Raw genomic sequence first — 18279 nt, 5'->3', positions numbered from 1 at the left:
TCAGGTCGCTGCGATCAGGGACTTGCGGAACTGCTCGATCACCTCGTCGAGGAGGTGCGTGCCCTCCGGGAGCAGCTGCGGCTCGCCCTCGTGGAAGGTGAGGTGCTCGTTGAGGAGGAAGAAGCTCTGCACCACGTGCCGTGCGCCCAGCGAGACGGCCACGGGCCGCAGGGCGTAGTCGAGGACGAGGAGATGGGCCATGCTGCCGCCGGTGGCCAGTGGCAGCACGGCCTTCTGCCGGAACCCGTACTGGGGCAGCAGGTCCAGGAAGGTCTTGAGCAGGCCCGAGAAGCTCGCTTTGTACGTCGGTGTGGCGAGGACGATGCCATCGGCCCGGGCGACCTGTTCGAGGGCCTCGGCGATCGCGGGATCCGTGGCGTCGGCGTTCATCAGCGGTGCGGCCGGCAGGGTGCGGACTTTCAGGTGCCCGACGTGCCACTCGGACTCGGCGAGGCGCCGCGCCACGTGGTCGCCGATGGCTTCGGTCTTGGAGGTCGCTGACGGGCTGCCGGATATGACCAATACGTGGGACACAGCCACCCCTGGTGTCGTGTGGTCCGGTCGGGAAACCTGGCGAGTGCGGAGCGGGGGGGGGGGGGGGGGGGGGGGGCCCCCCCCCCCCCCCCCCCCCCCCCGCCGCACGTCAGGCCGGCCAGCCGAAGGCGCTGATGGTGTCACGCTCGCGCTGCGGCTCCGGGTCGCTGAAGACGAAGCACCGCGTGTTGGTGACGCTGCCGCCCTCGGCCTGGGCGGTCGAGAAGATCAGCACCGGCTGCGGGGCGCCTTCCCTGGTGAGGAAGTTGGCCCGGAAGTTGATGATCGGCGAGTCCTCGTCCCAGCGGCCGAGGAAGTCGTCGAGCAGCCCCTGGTCCTCGTAGATGGTGCGGATGTGCTGACCGACGTACTCGTTCGGCGAGGGGGTGTATCCGACGAGGGCGACGTCCGCCGGGTTGGCGTGCATGACCTGGCCGTTGACGCCGATCAGGTGGATCGCCACCGGGGCGACCTCATAGAACTCGCGCAGCACGTCCTCCTGGTCCTTGGCGGGGGCCAGGGTGGGCAGCGGGCATGCGTTGACGGCGCGGATCCAGGTAGAGGCGTCGGAGGTGACGTCCTCGACGGTGCTGTTGGAGACCGGGAGCCGCTCGCCCAGCTCCGGCCGGCTCACCCAGTGGATGCGGGTGTCGGCGCCGCTGCCGGTCAGGACGGCGTTCACGCGGGCGGTCTGCTCGTGCGTGCCGTCGATGCCACGGTAGGTGACCTGGACGTTCTCCACGCGCTGGTCCTTCTCCAGGCGCTGGATCAGCTCCTTGAGACCGTCCGTCGCGCCGTCGAGCAGGATACGGCCGCCCAGGTGGTCGGCCTCCCCGCCCATCAGCACGGACTGGGCCCGGTTGTGCAGGACGATGGCGCCGGAGCGGTCGGTGACCGTGATGCCCACCGAGCTGTTCGCGATGACATCGATCAGCTGGTCGACGGAGGGTCGCTGGTCGTTCGGCATTGCTGACTCCATTCGTTCGGGGTGCTGAGGTGAGGGGACTGGTTACGGTGTGTTACGAGAGGTTGCTTTCGGTGTGTCGGTGTGAGGGGACAGGTTCGATGGGCCGGCTTGTCACTCCGGGGGCGTGATGCTTTCCGGGTGCCGGCTGTGGTGGACGGTCCGCGTGATGGCCTCCGCGATCGCCCGCGGGTCGGACAGGTAGTAGTCGTGGCCGCCGCGGAAGGTGGACAGCCCCAGGTACGGGCCGCTCGTGAAGCGTTGCCACTGCTCCATCTCGGCCGGGCGGGCGAAAGGGTCCGAGGCGCCGCACAGCAGGGCCAGGGGTGCCCGCACCGCCTGGTGAGCGGTCCGGTACTCACCCCGCATCCGCAGGTCCCGATCCATCCACTGCTCCCCGGCGCCGTCCTGCCGGTCCGGTGCCCGCAGGGCGGCGAACGCGGTGGTCAGCAATGAGCGGGGCTTGCTTCCCGGCTCGCGGGCGCCCGACGCGGACAGGCTGGCGGCCTCGCATACGGGCCGGGCCTCGAAACGCAGCGTCAGTTCGTAGGCGTACAGCGCGCCCAGGCTGTGTCCGAAGAAGTGCAGCCGGCGCCCCGGCAGGGCCTCGGCCAGTTCGGTGGCCCAGCGGTCGGCCGCTTCGTGCACGGAACCGGGCGGCTCCTCGGTGGCCAGCCGGCCGCGTCCCGGCGTCTCGCAGTGCACGGCGGGCAGGGCGTCGGCGAGGAGGTCACCGATCGGGAAGTACGGCGAGGCGACGCTGCCCGCCGGCGGCAGGAAGACGATGACGTCGTCGGCACTGTCCGCAGCGCCCTGGATGACTATGGACCGTTGGGTACTAGCACCCATCGTCGCTCCCCGCACGGATGTCGGCCGTCAGTGTCATTGGAAGAAGTTCTGCTCGATCTCCTTGAGGGTGCGAAAGGAATCGAGACTGACGGCGTCCGCGTCCAGTGCCGTTCCGCGCAGGTCCTCGATGTACAGGACGAGCTCGACGAACTGCAGGGAATCCACGAGGCGCGAGTCGATGATGTCGGTCTCGGGCGCCAGGTCCGTCAGGTCCGGATTCCGTTCGAGAATCCAGTCGCGTACGTCCGTCCAGGTCGCTGTCATCAGCCCTCCATGTGCCGTGCGGCGTTCGGTCCGGTGGTGTCACTGCCCGGCGGGGGTGGTCAGGCCGATGAGCGCGTTGAACGCCCCTACGCGGTCCGCCACTTCGTTTGCCAGGGCGAGATCCGACGGGCCGTAGACCCCACGGCGGTGCTTCGCCTCCCGGACGAAGACGACGTGGCCGCCGGACAGTCCGCGGTAGTCCAGCGAGACCACCACCGCCGAGTCACCGCCCCCCTCCCGCAGCAGCTCCAGGTGGCGCGGGTCGGTCTTGCCGGCGAGCTTCTCGTGCTCGCTGACGACGAGCTGCCGCTGCCCCGCCTCCACGGCGATGTCGCGCAGCGTTTTGAGGACGGCGGTCAGCTCGTCCGGGCCCTGGACGACGGCCTGCCCGTGGGTGGGCCCGGCGTCCAGCGAGACCGCGGTGGCGAAGAAGGGCGCGCAGGCCCGGGCGACGGCCGGGAGGACGCCGGCCGCGTCCTCGGTGTCGCGGACGGTGGTGCTGACGTGCGCGACGAATCCCAGGGACTCCTCGGCTGCCTTGCGCCCCGCGATGTACTTCAGGGCGGTGTTCCAGTTCTGGGTCGGGGCTCCGGCGGTGTTTTCGGGCATGGCGAGTCCTCGGAGGGTGGGGTGCGGATGGATGTGGGCGAGGTGACCGGGAAGGGGACCGGTCGCTCAGTGGAACCGGACGTCCGGGTCGAGCAGGCACAGCCGTCCGTCGGCGAGATGCAGCCGGTCGTTGCTGAAGTTGAGGACGGCCGAGCGCAGGTCGCGCAGCGCCTTTTCCAGGCGGGTCGGCGAGTCCTGGAGGTAGCCGTGCTTGAGGCCGACCGCGTCGATGAGCTCCTCCACGGCGGCGTGGCACTCCTCGGCCGCCGTGATCTTCAAGTTGTTGAGCAGCAGCTGGTGGCTGGTGACCGACCAGTCCGTACCGGACTCGGCCAGCTCCTGGGTCCGGCGCAGCAGCGCGTGCACGGTCTCCAGTCGCTGCCGGGCCCGGGAGAGCCGGGTGAGCAGCAACTCGGAGGTGAGGTCGAAGCGCTTGCGGCCGGCCGGGTCGCGCAGCAGGCGCAGCACCCGGGACAGGGCCCCGGCGGCGGTGCCCAGCCAGGCGGCAGACCAGCCGAGGTGGGCGAGCGGGCCGAAGACGGACTGCACGATGCGGTGGAAGGCACCGTGCTCGCCGATCACCTGATGGCCGGGGATACGGCCGCTGAGCTTGAGCGGCAGGCTGTGGGTGGCCCGCATGCCCAAGGGGCTCCACCCTCCGACCACCTGCACGTCCAGCTGGTGGCGGTGGGCGTAGACGAGGGACACATGGTGATCGGCCGTGGCGTACGGGCTGCGCATGGTGATCAGGAACCCGTCGGCAGAGGTGCCGCCGGTCGAGATGGGGACCGCCCGGTCGACCTCCAGCGTGCCGTCCGCCTCGTGCAGCGGCTCCTCGGACTTGAACAGGTCCGCGCCCTTGCCGCTCTCGGTGGTCACGGAGGCCAGGTACAGCTTGCCGGCGGCGAGGAGCGGGATCAGTTCCTCGCGCAGCGGCGACGCGGCGTGCCGTACCACGGCCTCGGCCTGCTGACAGTGCATCACGAAAATCATGGACAGCGACATGTCGGTACGCCCGAGCACCAGGCCGGCCTCGATGAGGTCGCCGAGGGTGCCGCCGAGGCCGCCTTCCTCCTTGGGCACCAGCAGGCCCAGCAGACGGGTGTCGCGCAGCTGCGCCAGGGCCTCATCGGGGAACGTCGCGTCCCGGTCGTTCCGGTCCAGGTGCCGCTCAGCGACCTGGGTCACCGCCGCGAGGCGTTCCGCGAGGTCGGGGACGCCGGTCCGGCCCGCACCCTTGAATGTCGTTGCTGTTGCCGTAGCCGTGGACGTTGCCGTGGTCATCGTGCCTCTTTCCGGGGGCCGGCGGGGGTCGCCGTGAGCGACCGGTAGTCGATCTTTCCGTTGCGGCTCAGGGGGAGCGCGTCCCATTGCCGCCAGTGCCGTGGCACCATCACCGGGGGCAGGGCCGCGCTCAGCGCCTGCTTCAGTTCCTGCTGCGGCACCTCCTCGCGCAGGGTGTAGTGGGCGACGAGTTCGCTGACGGGTCCCTCGTCGGAGACGGTGACGGCGCAGCTCTCGACGGCGGGGTGCCGGCTGAGGGTGGCCTCGATCTCGCCCAGTTCCATGCGTACGCCGCCGACCTTCACCTGCCGGTCGTCGCGGCCCAGGTAGTGCACGAGCCCGTCCTCGACCCGGGCGAGGTCGCCGGTGCGGTAGATCCGTCCGGTCGACGAGTCCGGGTCGAAGGGGTCGCGGAAGAAGGCACGTTCGGTAGTGGCGGGGTCGTTGAGATAGCCGAGCCCGACGCAGGTGCCGCCGACGAACAGCTCGCCGCTTTCCCTCGGTTCGGCCGGCCGCCAGGCGCCGTCGTCGTTCTGGAGCAGGACGTGGAGGGTGCAGTTGGCCACGGGAGTGCCGACCGGCAGCCGGGGGCGCGCCAGGTCGGCGCGGGTCACCACGTGCAGGGTGACATCGTCGGAGCACTCCGCGGGCCCGTAGGCGTTGACCAGGGACACATGCGGGAGCGTGTCGAGCACCTGCTCCGCGAGGGCGGGGTACACCTCTTCGCCGGTGGACAGCAGCCACCGCAGACCCGGCAGCGCCGGTCCGTCCTTGCGCCGTATTTCGTCGATCAGCCGGCCGATGACGGTGGGTACCAGCTCCACGACGGTCACGCCCGTGGTGTCGAGGGCACCGAGCAACCAGCGCGGCATACGCATCGCCGCGTCGTCGAGCACGACGACCCTGCCGCCGACCAGGAAGGGGCAGAGCATCTGCCAGATGGAGATGTCGAACACCAGCGGGGCGGAGAAGGCGATGGCGTCCTCGGGCCCCAGGGCCAGGTCTGCCACCTTGGACCACAGGTGGTTGAGCAGGCCGCGGTGTTCGATGGTGGCGCCCTTCGGGCGGCCGGTGGTGCCGGAGGTGAAGATCGTGTAGCGGGCCTCGCCGCTACGGTCACCGTACGGCCCGTCGTCCAGGCCGCCGGGCCTGCCCTCGGCCGGCAGGCTGAGGGTGCCGACCCCTTCGGCGACGGCGGCCGAGTGGGCGGCGGAGGCGGTTCCGTCGGAGTAGTCGAGCAGCAGGGCGGGCCGGCTGCGGTCGAGCACGTCCCGGACGCGGCCCTCCGGCCAGCCCAGGTCGATCGGCAGGTACGACGCCCCGAGGCTCTCCAGCGCGAGGAAGGCCACTGGCGTGTGCGCACTGCGCGGCCCGACGCAGGCGACGACGTCACCGGCCTCCACCCCGCGGATCCGCATTGCGTCCCGCGCCGCGGCGACCCGGGCTACCAACTCGGCGTAGGTCAGGGTGCGTTCGCGGTCCTGGACCGCACAGGCGTCCGGTCGGATCCGGGCGTGCCGGGCGACGTGGTCGAGGAGGGCGGTCGCCGAGTCGAGGTCCGCGGGGTTGCGCAGTACCAGTTCCCGGGCCCGGGTGACCGCACCCGGCGCCAGCGGCAGTTCGGGGCGGACCTGTGGATCGGGGTCTGCGGTTGCGGTGCGAGGCGGGGCCGAGGCCTGGCTGTCCAAGGTCTCTCCTGGATCCATCGGGGGTGGCGAGTGGTGATCGGTCAGCTGGGCGTCGCGAGGACGAGGTGCGCTTCGTGCGGCAGTCGGTGGTGCAGAAGGTCCATCGCGGAGTGCCGCCGCAACCGAACTTCGTCGCGGGGGCCGATCGCGCTGTCAGCCTTGCAAGCCCCTGTCGAGGTCTTGTCGAAAGAGAGCCCCACAAGCGGTCAACGAATGCGCATGAGGACGGCAAAGATGCAGGCCAGGGGTGCAGTGGAGGCTCCCGGGGGACCCGGAAGCGGTGGTGGGGAGGTGAGGCGGCGAGGCGCGGCGGCAGACTTCACGCGCCCGCGAAGGCGGGCGAGACGTACCTGATGGCGGGGCCGGCCGTGGGGTCCTTGCGGCAGGTCGGCGCGGTCAGGGAGCCGGCTCTGGGCACGCGCGTGGTAAGGATGAAGATCTGCGGTCCGGGTCCCATTGCCGGGCTGGCTAGAGTGGCGGCCATGAGCGATCGCCGTGGAACTCGGACCATGTCGCCGGTGCTGCTCGGCGTGGATGACGGCGGCTGGTTGCCTGTTACCGCGGGCGAGTCGGGAGCGGCCGTCTTTCGCAGCGCAGACGCCACTCGGTATGCCAAGTGCGTGCCCGCTGCGGATGCGGCCGACCTGAAAGCCGAGCGCGACCGGGTCACCTGGCTGAGCGAACAGGGTGTACCGGGTCCCCGAGTGCTCGACTGGCAGTTCGGTGACGCCGGCGGCTGTCTGGTGACGAGTGCTGTCCCCGGCATACCTGCTGATCAGGTGCCTGCTGAGGACCTGCGGGGCGCCTGGCAACGCATCGCGGACGCGGTCCGCCGACTGCACGAGGCGCCCGTGTCCCGGTGTCCCTTCCGCTGGGGGCTGGACGCCATGGTCGCCGTGGCACGCGACGTCGTGGCGCGTGACGCCGTCAACCCCGAGTTCCTCCCCGTCGACCAGCAGCGGACGCCCGCCGCGGAGCTGCTGGACCGCCTCAGCCGGCAGGTCTCACAGCGACGGGAGCAGGAAGCCGCCGACCTGGTCGTTTGCCACGGGGATCTGTGCCTGCCCAACATCATCCTCGATCCGCGGACCCTGGACGTGTCGGGCTTCATCGACTTGGGCCGCCTCGGACTGGCCGACCGCTACGCCGACCTGGCGCTGCTGCTCGCCAACGCGCGAGAAACGTGGCCGGACGAGGAGCAGGCTCGGAGTGCGGACGTGGCCTTTGCCGAGAGGTACGGCATCGCCCTCGACCACGACCGCCTGCGCTTCTACCTCCATCTCGACCCGCTCACCTGGGGCTGATCGATTTCCTGGGGGCGATCAGTGGTGAACGTGCGCATCGAGGTGGCCGGAGGCACGGCGGAACGTGGCCGGGCGCGGTGGTGCACCGCCCCGCGACCACGCACCTCTCGCTCACACGGCGCTGGGCTCCGACGACAGGATGGCCAGTTGGAGGTCCTTGAGCGGAGTGCCGGGCTCGATGCCGATCTCGCTCACCAGCCGGGTGCGCAACGCGCGCAGCACTTCCAGTGCCTCGGCCCGGCGTCCGACCAGGGCGAGTGCGCGGACGTACTGGGCGTGCAGCCCCTCGTGGAGAGGGTGCATGGTCGTCACCGCGGCGAGCTGGGTGATGGCTCGTTGGTGCAGGCCGGCCTTGATCTGCGCTTCTGCCCGTATCGCTATGGCATCGAGCCGGGACTCCTCGAAGAACCGTCGCTTGGAATCGAGTACCGGGCCCGCCGGGGTGTCGACCAGGGCGTCGCCCCGCCACAGCTCCAGCGCGTCATCGAGCAGTGCGATGCCGGCCTGGGTCTCGCCCCGCTCCAGCGCCCTGGTTCCCAGGTTCCGTATCCGCTGGAATTCCAGCCAGTCCAGCCGGATATGGGTGCTTTTCATTCCGTAGCCGCCGGCGCCGGTCACCAGGATCTCCCGGGCGACTTGGGAGGACGGGCATCCGGTGAGTTGGGACAACGTTTTCCTGCAGTTCAGGATGTAGGTCTGCAGGGTACGGAGCCCGGTGGCGGGCGGTCGCTCCCGCCAGAGCTCGCGCTTGAAGGCGGACAACGGAACCACCTGGTCCGCGTGGACCAGCAGCATGGCCATAACCGTGCGAATCTTTGGTGCGATCGAGACGCCTTCGGCCGAAGCGGAGACACCCAGGCGCAGAGGGCCGAGGACTCCGCTGTGAACCGCGACTCCAACATCCTCGTTCAGCGGGCGTGTTCGTGCTAACGGTCCAGGAGCTAGTTCGTCCATAAGCTTCGAGCGATACACCAGTGCCCACCAATCTCTTTGCGTGCCAGATGCCGGTGACCCATCGAAATTCACAGAAGCCAACACGAACATACACAGGGCTTCACAGGGCAACCAGACGTATCCGGCCTCCCGTGGCGTTAAAGCTACGACCGGACTTTGCATACAACGCCTGTGGTGGCGAAAGATGAACTCCCGTTTCGCTCCTTTTGTGACGACTGGCGCAGGGGCCGCCACCCATTCCAGGCGTGGAATTATGCGGGGGAACAGGGGATCGCTACCCGCAGTCACCTCTCGGTTCCCATGCCGCTTTCATGAGTGTCCGAGTCCCGTTGCGGCGCGCTGAAATGGCGCAATCTGCACCGTGGTTTCCAGCCGCTCCGGTGGCTCGCGGGCGTTGGCGGAAACTCCCGCGTTACACAGTGGCAATGCTTGTACAGCATCCGCGCATGATCGCGGCGATCACTGCCGGGCACCCGTCCGAGCTGCGATTCGACATTCTCTTCAACCGTTTCTTGAACACCCTTTGCAACTCTTCCGATGTCCCATCGACTCCGCCCCCGGCCGAGTCCGCGTCGAAGGAGTCCAGGGCGGCGAACGCCGTATTGACAGAGAGCGCTTTGCGTAACAAGTAGCCCAAGTGCTCGCCGTTCCGTTCCCGTTACCCCTCACGAACGACAGGCGTGACACGGCACGCCCCGCACCCCACCAGCAGCCCCTCGTCCGTCGCCGGACAGCACATGGCGGGCTGTAGGCAGGAGACAGCTCACCATGTCCGACACAGGCGTCCCACTTCGTGCAGATCCGGTCCGCCAGGCGCAGCGGCGCCGGCCGTGGACTGCCGTGGAGCGGCAGGGGCTTGCCCTCCGGTTCATCCTGATCATCGGTGACGAGCGACTGACCGAGGTACTTCGGATCGTGTGCGACCACGACGCCGTGACGGTGGATTTCCCCGAGGCGTCCGTCCGTGTCGGCCTGTCCCGACTGCTTCCCGAGGGATCCGGCGTCGTGCTCGACTGCCGGGCCTCCTACCGCTCCGGCGACCTCGGTCCGTACGAGAGCCCGTATGAGAGTCCGTACGACACCACCCGCAGGTGGCAGCGGACCCTCACCGGCTCCCCGGGTGCGCCGCACCAGAGGGAAGCGCTCCTGCAGGAGATCCTGGCCGGCCGCGACCGAGTTCCCCGGCCCGCCCGGACTCGCCTGTCCACTCCTCTGCCCCTCAAGGATGTGCAATGACCCTTCCTCGCATCGTCACTCACCCCGATCCCGACGTCTTCGAGACCCTGGAGTCGGAAGTCCGCAGCTACTGCCGCGGCTGGCCGACCGTCTTCGACCGTGCCCGCGGCTCGTACCTGTACGACGAGCGGGGCCGTGCCTACGTCGACTTCTTCACCGGGGCGGGTTCGCTGAACTACGGCCACAACAACCCTGTCCTCAAGGGCGCGTTGCTCGACTACCTTCAGCGCGACGGTGTCACCCACGGTCTGGACATGTCGACCACGGCCAAACGCGCGTTCCTGGAGACCTTCCGGGACGTGGTCCTGAAGCCCCGCGAACTGCCGTACAAGGTGATGTTCCCGGGCCCGACCGGCGCCAATGCCGTCGAGGCAGCGCTCAAGCTGGCCCGCAAGGTCAAAGGGCGCGAGACCGTCGTGTCGTTCACGAACGCCTTCCACGGTATGACCCTCGGCGCCCTCGCCGTCACGGGCAACACCTTCAAACGGGCCGGCGCGGGTGTACCGCTGGTACACAGCACCCCGCTGCCCTACGACGGCTATCTCGACGACGCCTCTTCTTTCGCCTGGTTCGAGCGGCTGCTGGCGGACAAGGGCTCCGGACTGGACCGTCCCGCCGCTGTGATCGTCGAGACCGTGCAGGGCGAGGGCGGCATCAACGTGGCCGGGGCCGGGTGGCTTCGCGAACTCGCCGAGCTGTGCCGGCACCACGACATGCTGCTGATCGTGGATGACGTCCAGATGGGCTGTGGCCGCACCGGTGCGTTCTTCTCCTTCGAGGAATCGGGCATCGTCCCCGACATCGTCACCGTGTCCAAGTCCATCAGCGGCTACGGACTGCCGATGGCGTTGTGCCTCTTCAAGCCGGAACTCGACATCTGGGAACCGGGCGAACACAACGGAACCTTCCGCGGCAACAACCCCGCCTTCGTCACCGCCACCGCCGCGCTCAACACCTACTGGCGGGACGACCAGCTGGAGAAGCAGACGCTGCTCCGGGGCGAGCAGGTCGCGCAGGAGCTGGCGACGGTCAGTGCCGAACACCTCGAAGAGGTGAAGGGGGTACGTGGCCGGGGCCTGGTGTGGGGTCTGGAGTTCCACGACACGCATCGCGCGACGCGGGCCGCCGCGCGGGCCTTCGAACTCGGCCTACTGGTCGAAACCTCCGGCCCGGACAGTGAGGTGCTCAAACTCCTGCCGCCCCTCACGGTGACCCCCGACGAACTCGACGAGGGCCTGCACGTCCTGGCTCGCGCGATACGGGAGACGGCCTGACCACCCTTGACCATCCTGTCCGGAAGCCGGCGCCGTGCCCTGTCGGGCGCTGACCCTCATGAATCCGTTTCATGCTGGTCAGCGCGGCGCCGGTGCCTGGGCAGACCAAAGCCTGCCGGCTCCTCACTTCGTGCCGTGATGACGAGGTGCGAGTTCCTCAGGCCGCGGCAGAGCCTCTCGACGCCGCTGGTACAGCCCTCCCAGTCCACGGAGCCGTGTTCAGCATCTCCTCGGGATCGAAAGTGTCCTCTTCGGCTATGGACACGCGGAACCCTCATATCCATTGGTGGTTCAGCCGGGCGGTGTGAAGCGGAGGAGCGTGGCGGTGTCGCGGTCCGCCAGCCAGAAGCTGCCTTCGGTGGCGGGGACGAGGGCGGTCAGATTCTTCGCTCCTCGTACGGGCCAGAGGATGACTTTGCCCTTGAGCTTGCCCTGGGTGGCGATGCGCCCGACTCGGTGGTCCGTTGTGAACCAGAGGGCCTTGTCCGGCCCGAGGACGATGTCGCTCGGGTACTTGGAGCCATGTACCGGGAAATGGGTGAGGCCGCCGTCGGTGTCCATGCGTCCGATGCTGCGCCGGTCGGTGAACCACAGCGCTTCGTCGGGTCCGGCGACGATGTCATTGGGGGCCGAGTTCTTGGGCAGGGGCCACTTCTTGTAGTCCCCCTCGGCGGTGAGACGTCCGATGCCCTCGTGCTGCTTCGCGCCGTACTCGTTCTTCTGGGAGAACCACACCGCCCCGTCCGGCCCCAGGGCCATGCCGCCGGCGCCGACGTCGAACTGGGTCTTCAGCCGTGTGATGCGGTCCAGCCCCCGCTTCGCGTCTGCGCGGCTGAAGACCTTCGAGCCGCGGTCGGAGTGGTCGAACCAGATGGTGTCGTCGGGGCCGAGTGTCAGGGCGTCGGGGAAACCCGGGCCGTCGGCACTGGCGCCCGGCCCGTTACCGGGTGCGCCGTAACTGTCGCTCCACCAGGTGAACTTGCCGGACGGGCCGAGGCGTCCGATCTGGTCGCCGGCGGTGTACCAGATCCCGCCGTCCGGGGACTCCTGGAGGTCGGCCGGAGCGGGCAGCAAGCCGCCGTCGCGGGGCAGGGGGTGCTGGGTGACCTTCCCCGAGGGGGCGATCTCCGCGATCGCGGCGAGCGCCGACTCGGTGACCCACAGCGTCCCGTCGTCGGACCGAATCATGTCGCCGGGGGAGGCGTTGCCCGGCAGGAGGATCACGGTAGGGACAGAAGGAGAGGGGGCGGGAGTCGGAGTGCCGTCGTCCGCGCGGCCGTGGGAATCCGGCCCGCAGCCGGCCACCGCGAGCGCCGCCGTCAGTGCGAGCGCCGCGGCGGTCCTCCGCCGTGCCTCACTTCCCGCAGCGCAGCGACGACGGTGCCTCCGTGCCCATGTGCTGCTCCCAGTCGCCCGGCCGGAGTTCCCTGCCGGCCGACGAGCAGACGGTACGGATCCAGACACGCGGATCGAGCCTCCATTCGATGAGCTGACCCATGTCGTTGGTGGTAGGGCCGTCTGGTTCGGGGGCGTCGGTCTCCGAGATGTCGGCCTCCGTCGCGGTGACGAGCTTCTTCCCGTCGGCTGTGAGGGTGAGGCCCGTCGACTCCGGCTTGTTGCCCTCGGGCAGCGGGAGCGTCCCGAGGGCACTCTCGGACGGCAGGTCGAGGAGGCGAACGGTGTGGTCCTGGGACGTCGTCCCGGCGACGAGGCCCCCGCCGGTGACCGGGCCGACGGCGGGGTCGGCTACGCCCTCGACCGTGCCGAGACGCCGGCTGCCGGACGGGGTCCACGACTCCAGAGCGCTGCTGCCGCGTTGGACGAGCAGGAGGTCGCCGGCGTAGGTGAAGCCCCGGGCGTCGTTCACGGGGATCGTACGGATGCGACCGGACTCGGTGTTGATGACGCGGATGCGGGCGCCGCCGGGCTCGCCCATGGCTTCCCCGTCAAGCACCGCGGCATGCTCGGCCCGCGCGTCCAGCGCCACGTAGCTGCGGCTCAGCTCGGCGCGGGAGGAGGCCGTCGGCGCCATGGACCTCGGGCCCGGCACCTCGCGCAGCACCTTGCCGGACTCCGCGTCCCTGAAGCGGACCGTGCCGGAGGCGTGCACCTCTGCCACCTGCCGGCCGCCGGGCAGGTACTGCAGCAGCTGGGGAGGGTCGGAGAGCCGGAGCGGGTTCGGTAGCGCGGGCCAGGTGCCGACGGAGCGCCACGCGCGTCCGCGGACGAGGATCTCCGCGCTGCCGTCCGTCCCCACCACAGTCAGACGTTTGCTGTCGGGCCGCCACAGCAGCTCCGCGAACCGGGGGACTTTCACCCTGGGGGGCATCATCCGCTGCCACTCCTTCGTGGCGGGAACACCGAGTCTCAGGGTCGACAGCCGCGTTCCTTCGCTGTCCATGACCGCCGCGTCGCGCCCGTCCGGCGAGACGGACACGCGCGGCGCCTCACAGGCCAGGCAGGAGTCCGGGACCGGGACTCCGACAGCTCGTGAGATACGTGTGCGCTGGTTCAGGTCCCACAGGCTGAGCATGTCGCGGGATGCGGAGACGAGCCTGCTGCTGCCGGAGCCGACGAAGCTGAGGGCGCCCCGGGGGACCGAGCCGGCACCCGTGAGGGTGAGGGGGTCGGACGCCTTCCCGCCAGGCGCGTGCGTCCGGCTCACGCGCAGGGTGGGACCGATGGCCGTGGCCACATGGGAGCCGCCGGGGCTGACGGCCAGGGCTGTCGTAAGGCCCGGTTCCGTCTTCGCCTCCAGATCCGGTTTGTAGCCGTCGGGCTTGCCTCGAGTCGGCCAGACCGGCAGCGAGGAGCCCTTGTTGCTGTAGCTGATGTGGCTGCCGTCCGGTGCGAGTGCGGAGGCCACGTTGTAGGTGCCGAAGCTGAGGGAGTTCCCGGCGGTGCGGGTGAGCCGCTTCATGGAGACCCGGTTCCAGTCGCCGTTGGCGTCCTCAAGGATCACCAGCTCCGCATCCCCGTCGAAGGCGAGCGCTGTCGGGTCCGACGTCATGTCCTTGAGCTGGAGGTGTCTGGTTCTGCCCGAGCCCCGGTCCAGGACCGAGAGCGTGCTCGGGACCTCGAACTCCGAGGTCCTCGTGGTGACCGCGACGTAACGCCCCGACGGGGAGACCGCGAGGGCCGTAGGCAGCTCCCTCCTGGGCAGTCGGGGCGTGGCCGAGCGCTCCCCGTACGCCCATACGCGGACCGTGCGGCGGTCGGCGGCCGCGATCGTACCGCCACTGTTGTTGGCCGCGACTGTCTCCACCGGGCCGGGGAGACGGCCGAGCTCGACATGGCGGCCGAACCGATTCCCCTCAACGACCCACTTCTCCACCATGCCGTTCCGGGTCCCGGCGACGGCACCCCGCCCGTCCGCCGTGCCCGCCACCGCGGTGACCGTCCCGGCGGCCCGCACGCTTCCGGTCAGATGGGGACTCTCGGTGACCGCGCGGAAGAGGGCCCGGCGGGTCAGTGGGTCGGCGTGCTGCCGGTAGGCCCGCTCGGCGAACAGTCCCGCGAGCCCTACGTCGCTGCGCAGCAGATCCTCCGACACATCGGCCATCCGGTGCGCGGTGGTCAGCCGGTCCCTGGCGGCCGACTCCCGGTGCTCCACCACGACACCGGACGTCACGGCCGCCACGACCAGGGCCATCGCGGTGACCAGGCGGGCGGTGCGGAAGCGGCGGGCGTACCGGTCGGCCTGCCGGAGCGTTTCGGCGAACTTGACGTCCGCGGGCTCGGGCGCGTTCGCGGCATCGGTCCGGTTCGCGGCGGGAGCAACCAGCCGCAGCCCCTTGCGGCGCGCGGCCAGCAGCTTGCTCTCCATGCCGCTGACGCCGGTGAGACGCTCACCATTGCCCAGCGCCCCCGTCACCGCGGTGCGCGGACGCAGACCGTAGAAAATGCCGCGCAAGCCGGCCACGCTGGGCCGCCGTGTCCGGGGATGCCGCAGGAGTTCCCGCAGGCCCAGGGCGAAGGCGACGCCGAGGGAAGGGCCCTCGATCCGTGGGGGAAGGGCAGGACGGTCCGTGATGACGAGGCGCCACAGCACGCACCGCGAGCCGCGACCGGGCCCCGCCAGGGCCCACGCCCGGCCGAGGGCGGTCGCGAACTGGCCGTCGGAGCTGCGCAGACCCGTCATGGAGCGGGGGTCGGGGTACAGGCCCGGAGGCCCGGCGGGGAACTCGCAGAGCTGCAGTACGCCGGTGGCACCGGGCTCCTCGCCGTCCTCGGGATCCGTCTCTCCGAACACCACCGGTACCTGTACGAGCGGCCGTCTGCGCGGCTCGCAGCCCGCCATCAGCAGCGCGGCGGTGATCAGCGTGCCGTCCGGTGCGGGGGATCGCTCGGCCTCGCCACCGGGCAGCTGCGGGATGCGTTCGAGGACCGCGTTCAGCCGCTCGGCGGTGTCCGCCGGAAGACCGTCGACTCCCCGGCCGGACGGCTGAGCAGGGCCGGGCGCGGCGTGGGCGGACAACAGGCCGCTGCCCGCCCACATGCTCCGCACGCGGGCAAGGGCATCGTCGTGCTGCGCCGCCCCGCCCTCCGGTGCGCTGAGCGCGAGGGCCAGCAGATAGGCGTGGCCGGCGGGCGTCATGGCGTCGGCCGACTGATCCGGAGCTGTCGCGTCGATCCAGGCGGCCAGCTCCTCGGCCGGCCCGGAGCGCAGCCAGGCGGGGTCTGCACGGACCGCCTCACTGCAGGCCTTCCACCACAACTGCCGCTCTCCGAGCAGCTCGTGCACCGCGGCCTGCGAACTCGCAGCCTCCCGGAGTACGGCATCGACCGCGGCGCGGTGCCGCCCGGCGGCGCCGGGCGCCGCCTTCCTGAACGGCCTGGCCGCTGTCTCCTTGGACACCTTTGATGCCGCCTCCTTGGACGTCATTGCAGCGCACTGTCGATGACGTCGCGCATCCCTTCGCCCACGACCTCCCTCACGCGACGCCAGGCGTCCCGGGTCGTTTCGTTGAGCGCCGCGCCGATGGAGTCCGTGACGGTGGCCGGGGACCAGTCCGCCTCCGCCGGGACGGGATACGGGCCGGTGGCGGCCCACGTCGCGTCCGGTCCGAAGCCGCTGAGGCGGACGTACGAGGCCGCGGGCCCGAACCGCCCCCGCGCCACGGGCACGAGGAGGACGTGCTCGTCCCCGCCCGGCTGTGCGTAGGTGACCGTGGCCAGCTGGGGCTGGTCCTCGTCGTCGCCATCGCGCACGACCAGCTCAAGTCGGTACTCGGACGAGTCGCCCGCGGGACGACGCAGCAGGAACCTCGTACGGCCGTCGGGGGAGGAGGCCTCAAGGACCACGGCGTCACTCCCGGCGGCGGTCAGCGCGCCGACCGCGGGAAGCGGCGGCAGCGTGAACCACCCCGGGGCAAGGGGACGGGCCGGGGGCCGATGCGCGAGCGGCTGTGGTGAAGCGAGGGCAGGAGCGGAGGCGGGGCCGTGGACGGGGCGGCGTGGGGGGAGGGGGACGCCGATGAAGGATGCCCAGGTGCGCTGCCAGATGCTGTACCCGGCACGTCCGCGTTCCGCTGCCCGCCGGGGGCCGGTGCTGGTGCCACGTCCGCCGGTGAATGATGCCCAGGAGCGCCGGGCGACCGATCCGCGACTCACGGCGTGGCCTCCCCTCGCGTCCGGTCGCGTCCCGGTGGCTCGGGCTGCGTGGGGACGGCCGGAGGAGCCGGGTCGGTGGGAGGGGCCGGTGTGGTGGACGGGACCGGGACGGTGGGTGCGGCGACTCCGGGCCCGGGGGCGGCTCCTGAGGGGACTCCGGACGCGGCCCCGGGAGCGGCGCCGGTCTGGAGTGCTTCGGCCATGGTGGTGGCGCTGCCCATCTGGGCGAGTACGGCAGGCGCTGAAGCGCCCACGGCGATGGCCGCGTACACCCCGGCCAGCTCGCCGTGGAGCAGCCAGCCCGCCGCACCGCCCAGCACGATGCGGAAGAGCGCGGCGAGCGCATCAGCGGGCGGGTCGATGTACGTGCTGAGCTGTGGCAACACTTCGGTGGCCACCCTCGCCGCATGCCGCGCCTGTTGCCATGCGTGCAGCCGCCCGAAGGTCACGACGGCCTCGACGATCAGCCCGCCGCCGGCGCCGTACAGCGCGCCCTCGGCCCACGAAAGCATCGGACCCCCGTCCTTTCGGCCCGGTCTCATGACCCGGTTGCATCACACCCGGTGAACCGCCCTGCTTCAGCCAAACGTACCGGCGCCCTCTCGAACTTGACCTCTCAGTAAGGAAGTTAGCGCCTCCCGGGCGGAACATGGCTGATTTTCGCCGTGTCATCTCGTGGCGGGGAGATGGGGCCGACCCGTACGCGATTCCTTGGCGGGGCCCTCGGGTGCTCCCGCAGTGGCCCGATCTTGCGCAAAGCTGTCCCTGTCGACACTTTCAGGTCAATATCCGTGTTCCGAGAATGGGCACTCGATCTCCTCCGGCGCCGGCACACGCGGGCAACGGATACTCGAACTCGTCAGGAGAGCCATGGCACTGGAGACTGGAGATGCGCGACCGCTGCGAACGATGTGGCACAGCGCTGCGTCCCGACTGCGGCGGTGAACTCGTCGGCCGCCCTCGCCGCGCGGCGGCCTAGTACCAGTCCTTGGGCCGCTGCAGCGGCCGGTGCAACGAGTTCTGCAACTCGGGCAGGAACCATGAAGCCACGGGCCTTCGAAGAGGTCAGTCCGTTGGCCGGCCCGGCAGAATTGCTTAAACGACAGGGACAGTGGGCACATCATGAAGCACTCGACGAATCCTTGGGCAACCGCTTCGCTGGGGAACGCCAGGATGTTGAGGGGCGAGTACGCTCCGGGACGAAGTGCAGAGTCCCGATGGTTACCTGCGGGCGATCCGCGGTCGTTGCCGAGGCTGGACGCGGAGGCCGCAGGCCGCAACGCGGCAGGTGAGGACGTACAGGTCGTCTACAGCGCCCGTGGCGACAAGTTCATGATCGTTCCTCGGCGGGATGAGGCAGCGTGAGCGAGATGAAGAGTGGCCCTTCACATGGTCTGAGAGCCTCGTCAGGAACCCATGCGGAACCGGAGGCCCACGAGCAACTCCGCGACCTTCCGGAGCTGCGGCTCGGGGCGGCCGCGGCGGAGCAGTGGGCGGGGCTGCGCCTGCGGGGCCTGATCACGGATGCAGCCGAGGCGCTGCCTCCGCATCCGGGCCGGGATGCGCTTCTGGCCGAGCTGACAACTGTGGCGAACCGCGCGAAGTCGTTGGATGAGGTCCTGAGTGCGACTCGCGAGGTCGGCCGAGTGGTGGCGGCAGCGATCGCCGATGCAGAGCGCTTGCGTCCATGGTGGCGGCGCTGAGCG

Annotated in this window: 16 protein-coding genes; 4 read left to right on the top strand and 12 right to left on the bottom strand. The window is 70.2% G+C overall.

All coding sequences use genetic code 11. From position 1 onward, the window contains the following. The 7 genes from ssuE to ACIGQF_RS08025 form a co-directional block, all read right to left on the bottom strand. Positions 1–534: an NADPH-dependent FMN reductase gene (ssuE, locus tag ACIGQF_RS08055; RefSeq protein ID WP_399706991.1), complete on the bottom strand. Its 534-nt coding sequence runs from the start codon at positions 532–534 to the stop codon at positions 1–3. 109 nt (positions 535–643) lie between these two features. Next, positions 644–1501 carry a PAS domain-containing protein gene (locus ACIGQF_RS08050; RefSeq protein WP_399706989.1) on the bottom strand — a complete coding sequence of 286 codons (858 nt, stop codon included), beginning with the start codon at positions 1499–1501 and terminating at the stop codon, positions 644–646. A 111-nt stretch (positions 1502–1612) separates the two neighbouring features. Further along, positions 1613–2347 (bottom strand): thioesterase II family protein, encoded by a 735-nt coding sequence (locus ACIGQF_RS08045; protein WP_399706986.1) that lies wholly within the window; start codon positions 2345–2347, stop codon positions 1613–1615. Positions 2348–2380: 33 nt separating this feature from the next. Beyond that, on the bottom strand, positions 2381–2611 hold the full coding sequence (locus tag ACIGQF_RS08040) for a phosphopantetheine-binding protein (RefSeq protein WP_399706983.1): 231 nt from the start codon (positions 2609–2611) through the stop codon (positions 2381–2383). Positions 2612–2650: 39 nt separating this feature from the next. Beyond that, complete coding sequence (locus tag ACIGQF_RS08035) at positions 2651–3220, bottom strand: hypothetical protein (protein WP_399706980.1); 570 nt, start codon at positions 3218–3220, stop codon at positions 2651–2653. Between the two features lie 66 nt (positions 3221–3286). Further along, positions 3287–4504 carry an acyl-CoA dehydrogenase family protein gene (locus ACIGQF_RS08030; RefSeq protein ID WP_399706978.1) on the bottom strand — a complete coding sequence of 406 codons (1218 nt, stop codon included), beginning with the start codon at positions 4502–4504 and terminating at the stop codon, positions 3287–3289. Then, on the bottom strand, positions 4501–6192 hold the full coding sequence (locus ACIGQF_RS08025; protein ID WP_399706975.1) for an amino acid adenylation domain-containing protein: 1692 nt from the start codon (positions 6190–6192) through the stop codon (positions 4501–4503). Before ACIGQF_RS08025 ends, ACIGQF_RS08030 begins: the two co-directional genes overlap by 4 nt. 482 nt (positions 6193–6674) lie before the next feature. Here ACIGQF_RS08025 and ACIGQF_RS08020 point away from each other — a divergent pair, with 482 nt between their 5' ends. Continuing rightward, a complete protein-coding gene (locus tag ACIGQF_RS08020; protein WP_399706972.1) occupies positions 6675–7496 on the top strand; it encodes an APH(3'') family aminoglycoside O-phosphotransferase in 822 nt (273 codons plus the stop codon). A 111-nt stretch (positions 7497–7607) separates the two neighbouring features. Here the strand turns inward: ACIGQF_RS08020 and ACIGQF_RS08015 are convergent, their stop codons facing one another. Then, on the bottom strand, positions 7608–8291 hold the full coding sequence (locus ACIGQF_RS08015; protein ID WP_399706969.1) for a BTAD domain-containing putative transcriptional regulator: 684 nt from the start codon (positions 8289–8291) through the stop codon (positions 7608–7610). A 927-nt stretch (positions 8292–9218) separates the two neighbouring features. Here ACIGQF_RS08015 and ACIGQF_RS08010 point away from each other — a divergent pair. Together ACIGQF_RS08010 and ectB are read left to right on the top strand one after the other, a co-directional pair. After that, positions 9219–9686: a hypothetical protein gene (locus ACIGQF_RS08010; RefSeq protein ID WP_399706967.1), complete on the top strand. Its 468-nt coding sequence runs from the start codon at positions 9219–9221 to the stop codon at positions 9684–9686. Further along, a complete protein-coding gene (gene ectB, locus ACIGQF_RS08005) occupies positions 9683–10960 on the top strand; it encodes a diaminobutyrate--2-oxoglutarate transaminase (RefSeq protein WP_399706965.1) in 1278 nt (425 codons plus the stop codon). Before ACIGQF_RS08010 ends, ectB begins: the two co-directional genes overlap by 4 nt. Positions 10961–11251: 291 nt before the next feature. Here the strand turns inward: ectB and ACIGQF_RS08000 are convergent, their stop codons facing one another. From ACIGQF_RS08000 to ACIGQF_RS07985, 4 genes are all read right to left on the bottom strand, one after another. Beyond that, on the bottom strand, positions 11252–12184 hold the full coding sequence (locus ACIGQF_RS08000) for a hydrolase (protein ID WP_399706962.1): 933 nt from the start codon (positions 12182–12184) through the stop codon (positions 11252–11254). 130 nt (positions 12185–12314) lie between these two features. After that, positions 12315–15845 (bottom strand): hypothetical protein, encoded by a 3531-nt coding sequence (locus ACIGQF_RS07995; protein WP_399706959.1) that lies wholly within the window; start codon positions 15843–15845, stop codon positions 12315–12317. Continuing rightward, positions 15842–16264, bottom strand: a complete 423-nt coding sequence (locus tag ACIGQF_RS07990) for a hypothetical protein (RefSeq protein WP_399706956.1) — start codon at positions 16262–16264, stop codon at positions 15842–15844. The genes ACIGQF_RS07995 and ACIGQF_RS07990 overlap by 4 nt, the downstream gene beginning before the upstream one ends. A 305-nt stretch (positions 16265–16569) precedes the next feature. After that, the gene (locus ACIGQF_RS07985) at positions 16570–17085 is read right to left on the bottom strand and encodes a hypothetical protein (RefSeq protein ID WP_399706953.1); all 516 of its coding nucleotides are present in this window, start codon (positions 17083–17085) and stop codon (positions 16570–16572) included. An 849-nt stretch (positions 17086–17934) separates the two neighbouring features. Between ACIGQF_RS07985 and ACIGQF_RS07980 the strand changes: the two genes are divergently transcribed. Then, the gene (locus ACIGQF_RS07980; protein WP_399706950.1) at positions 17935–18276 is read left to right on the top strand and encodes a hypothetical protein; all 342 of its coding nucleotides are present in this window, start codon (positions 17935–17937) and stop codon (positions 18274–18276) included. The last annotated feature ends 3 nt before the right edge of the window (positions 18277–18279 follow it).

Origin of the sequence: Streptomyces sp. NPDC053560 (genome assembly GCF_044544605.1) — a bacterium.
Classification (GTDB): domain Bacteria; phylum Actinomycetota; class Actinomycetes; order Streptomycetales; family Streptomycetaceae; genus Streptomyces.
This window is presented reverse-complemented; position numbering and strand designations above follow the sequence as displayed.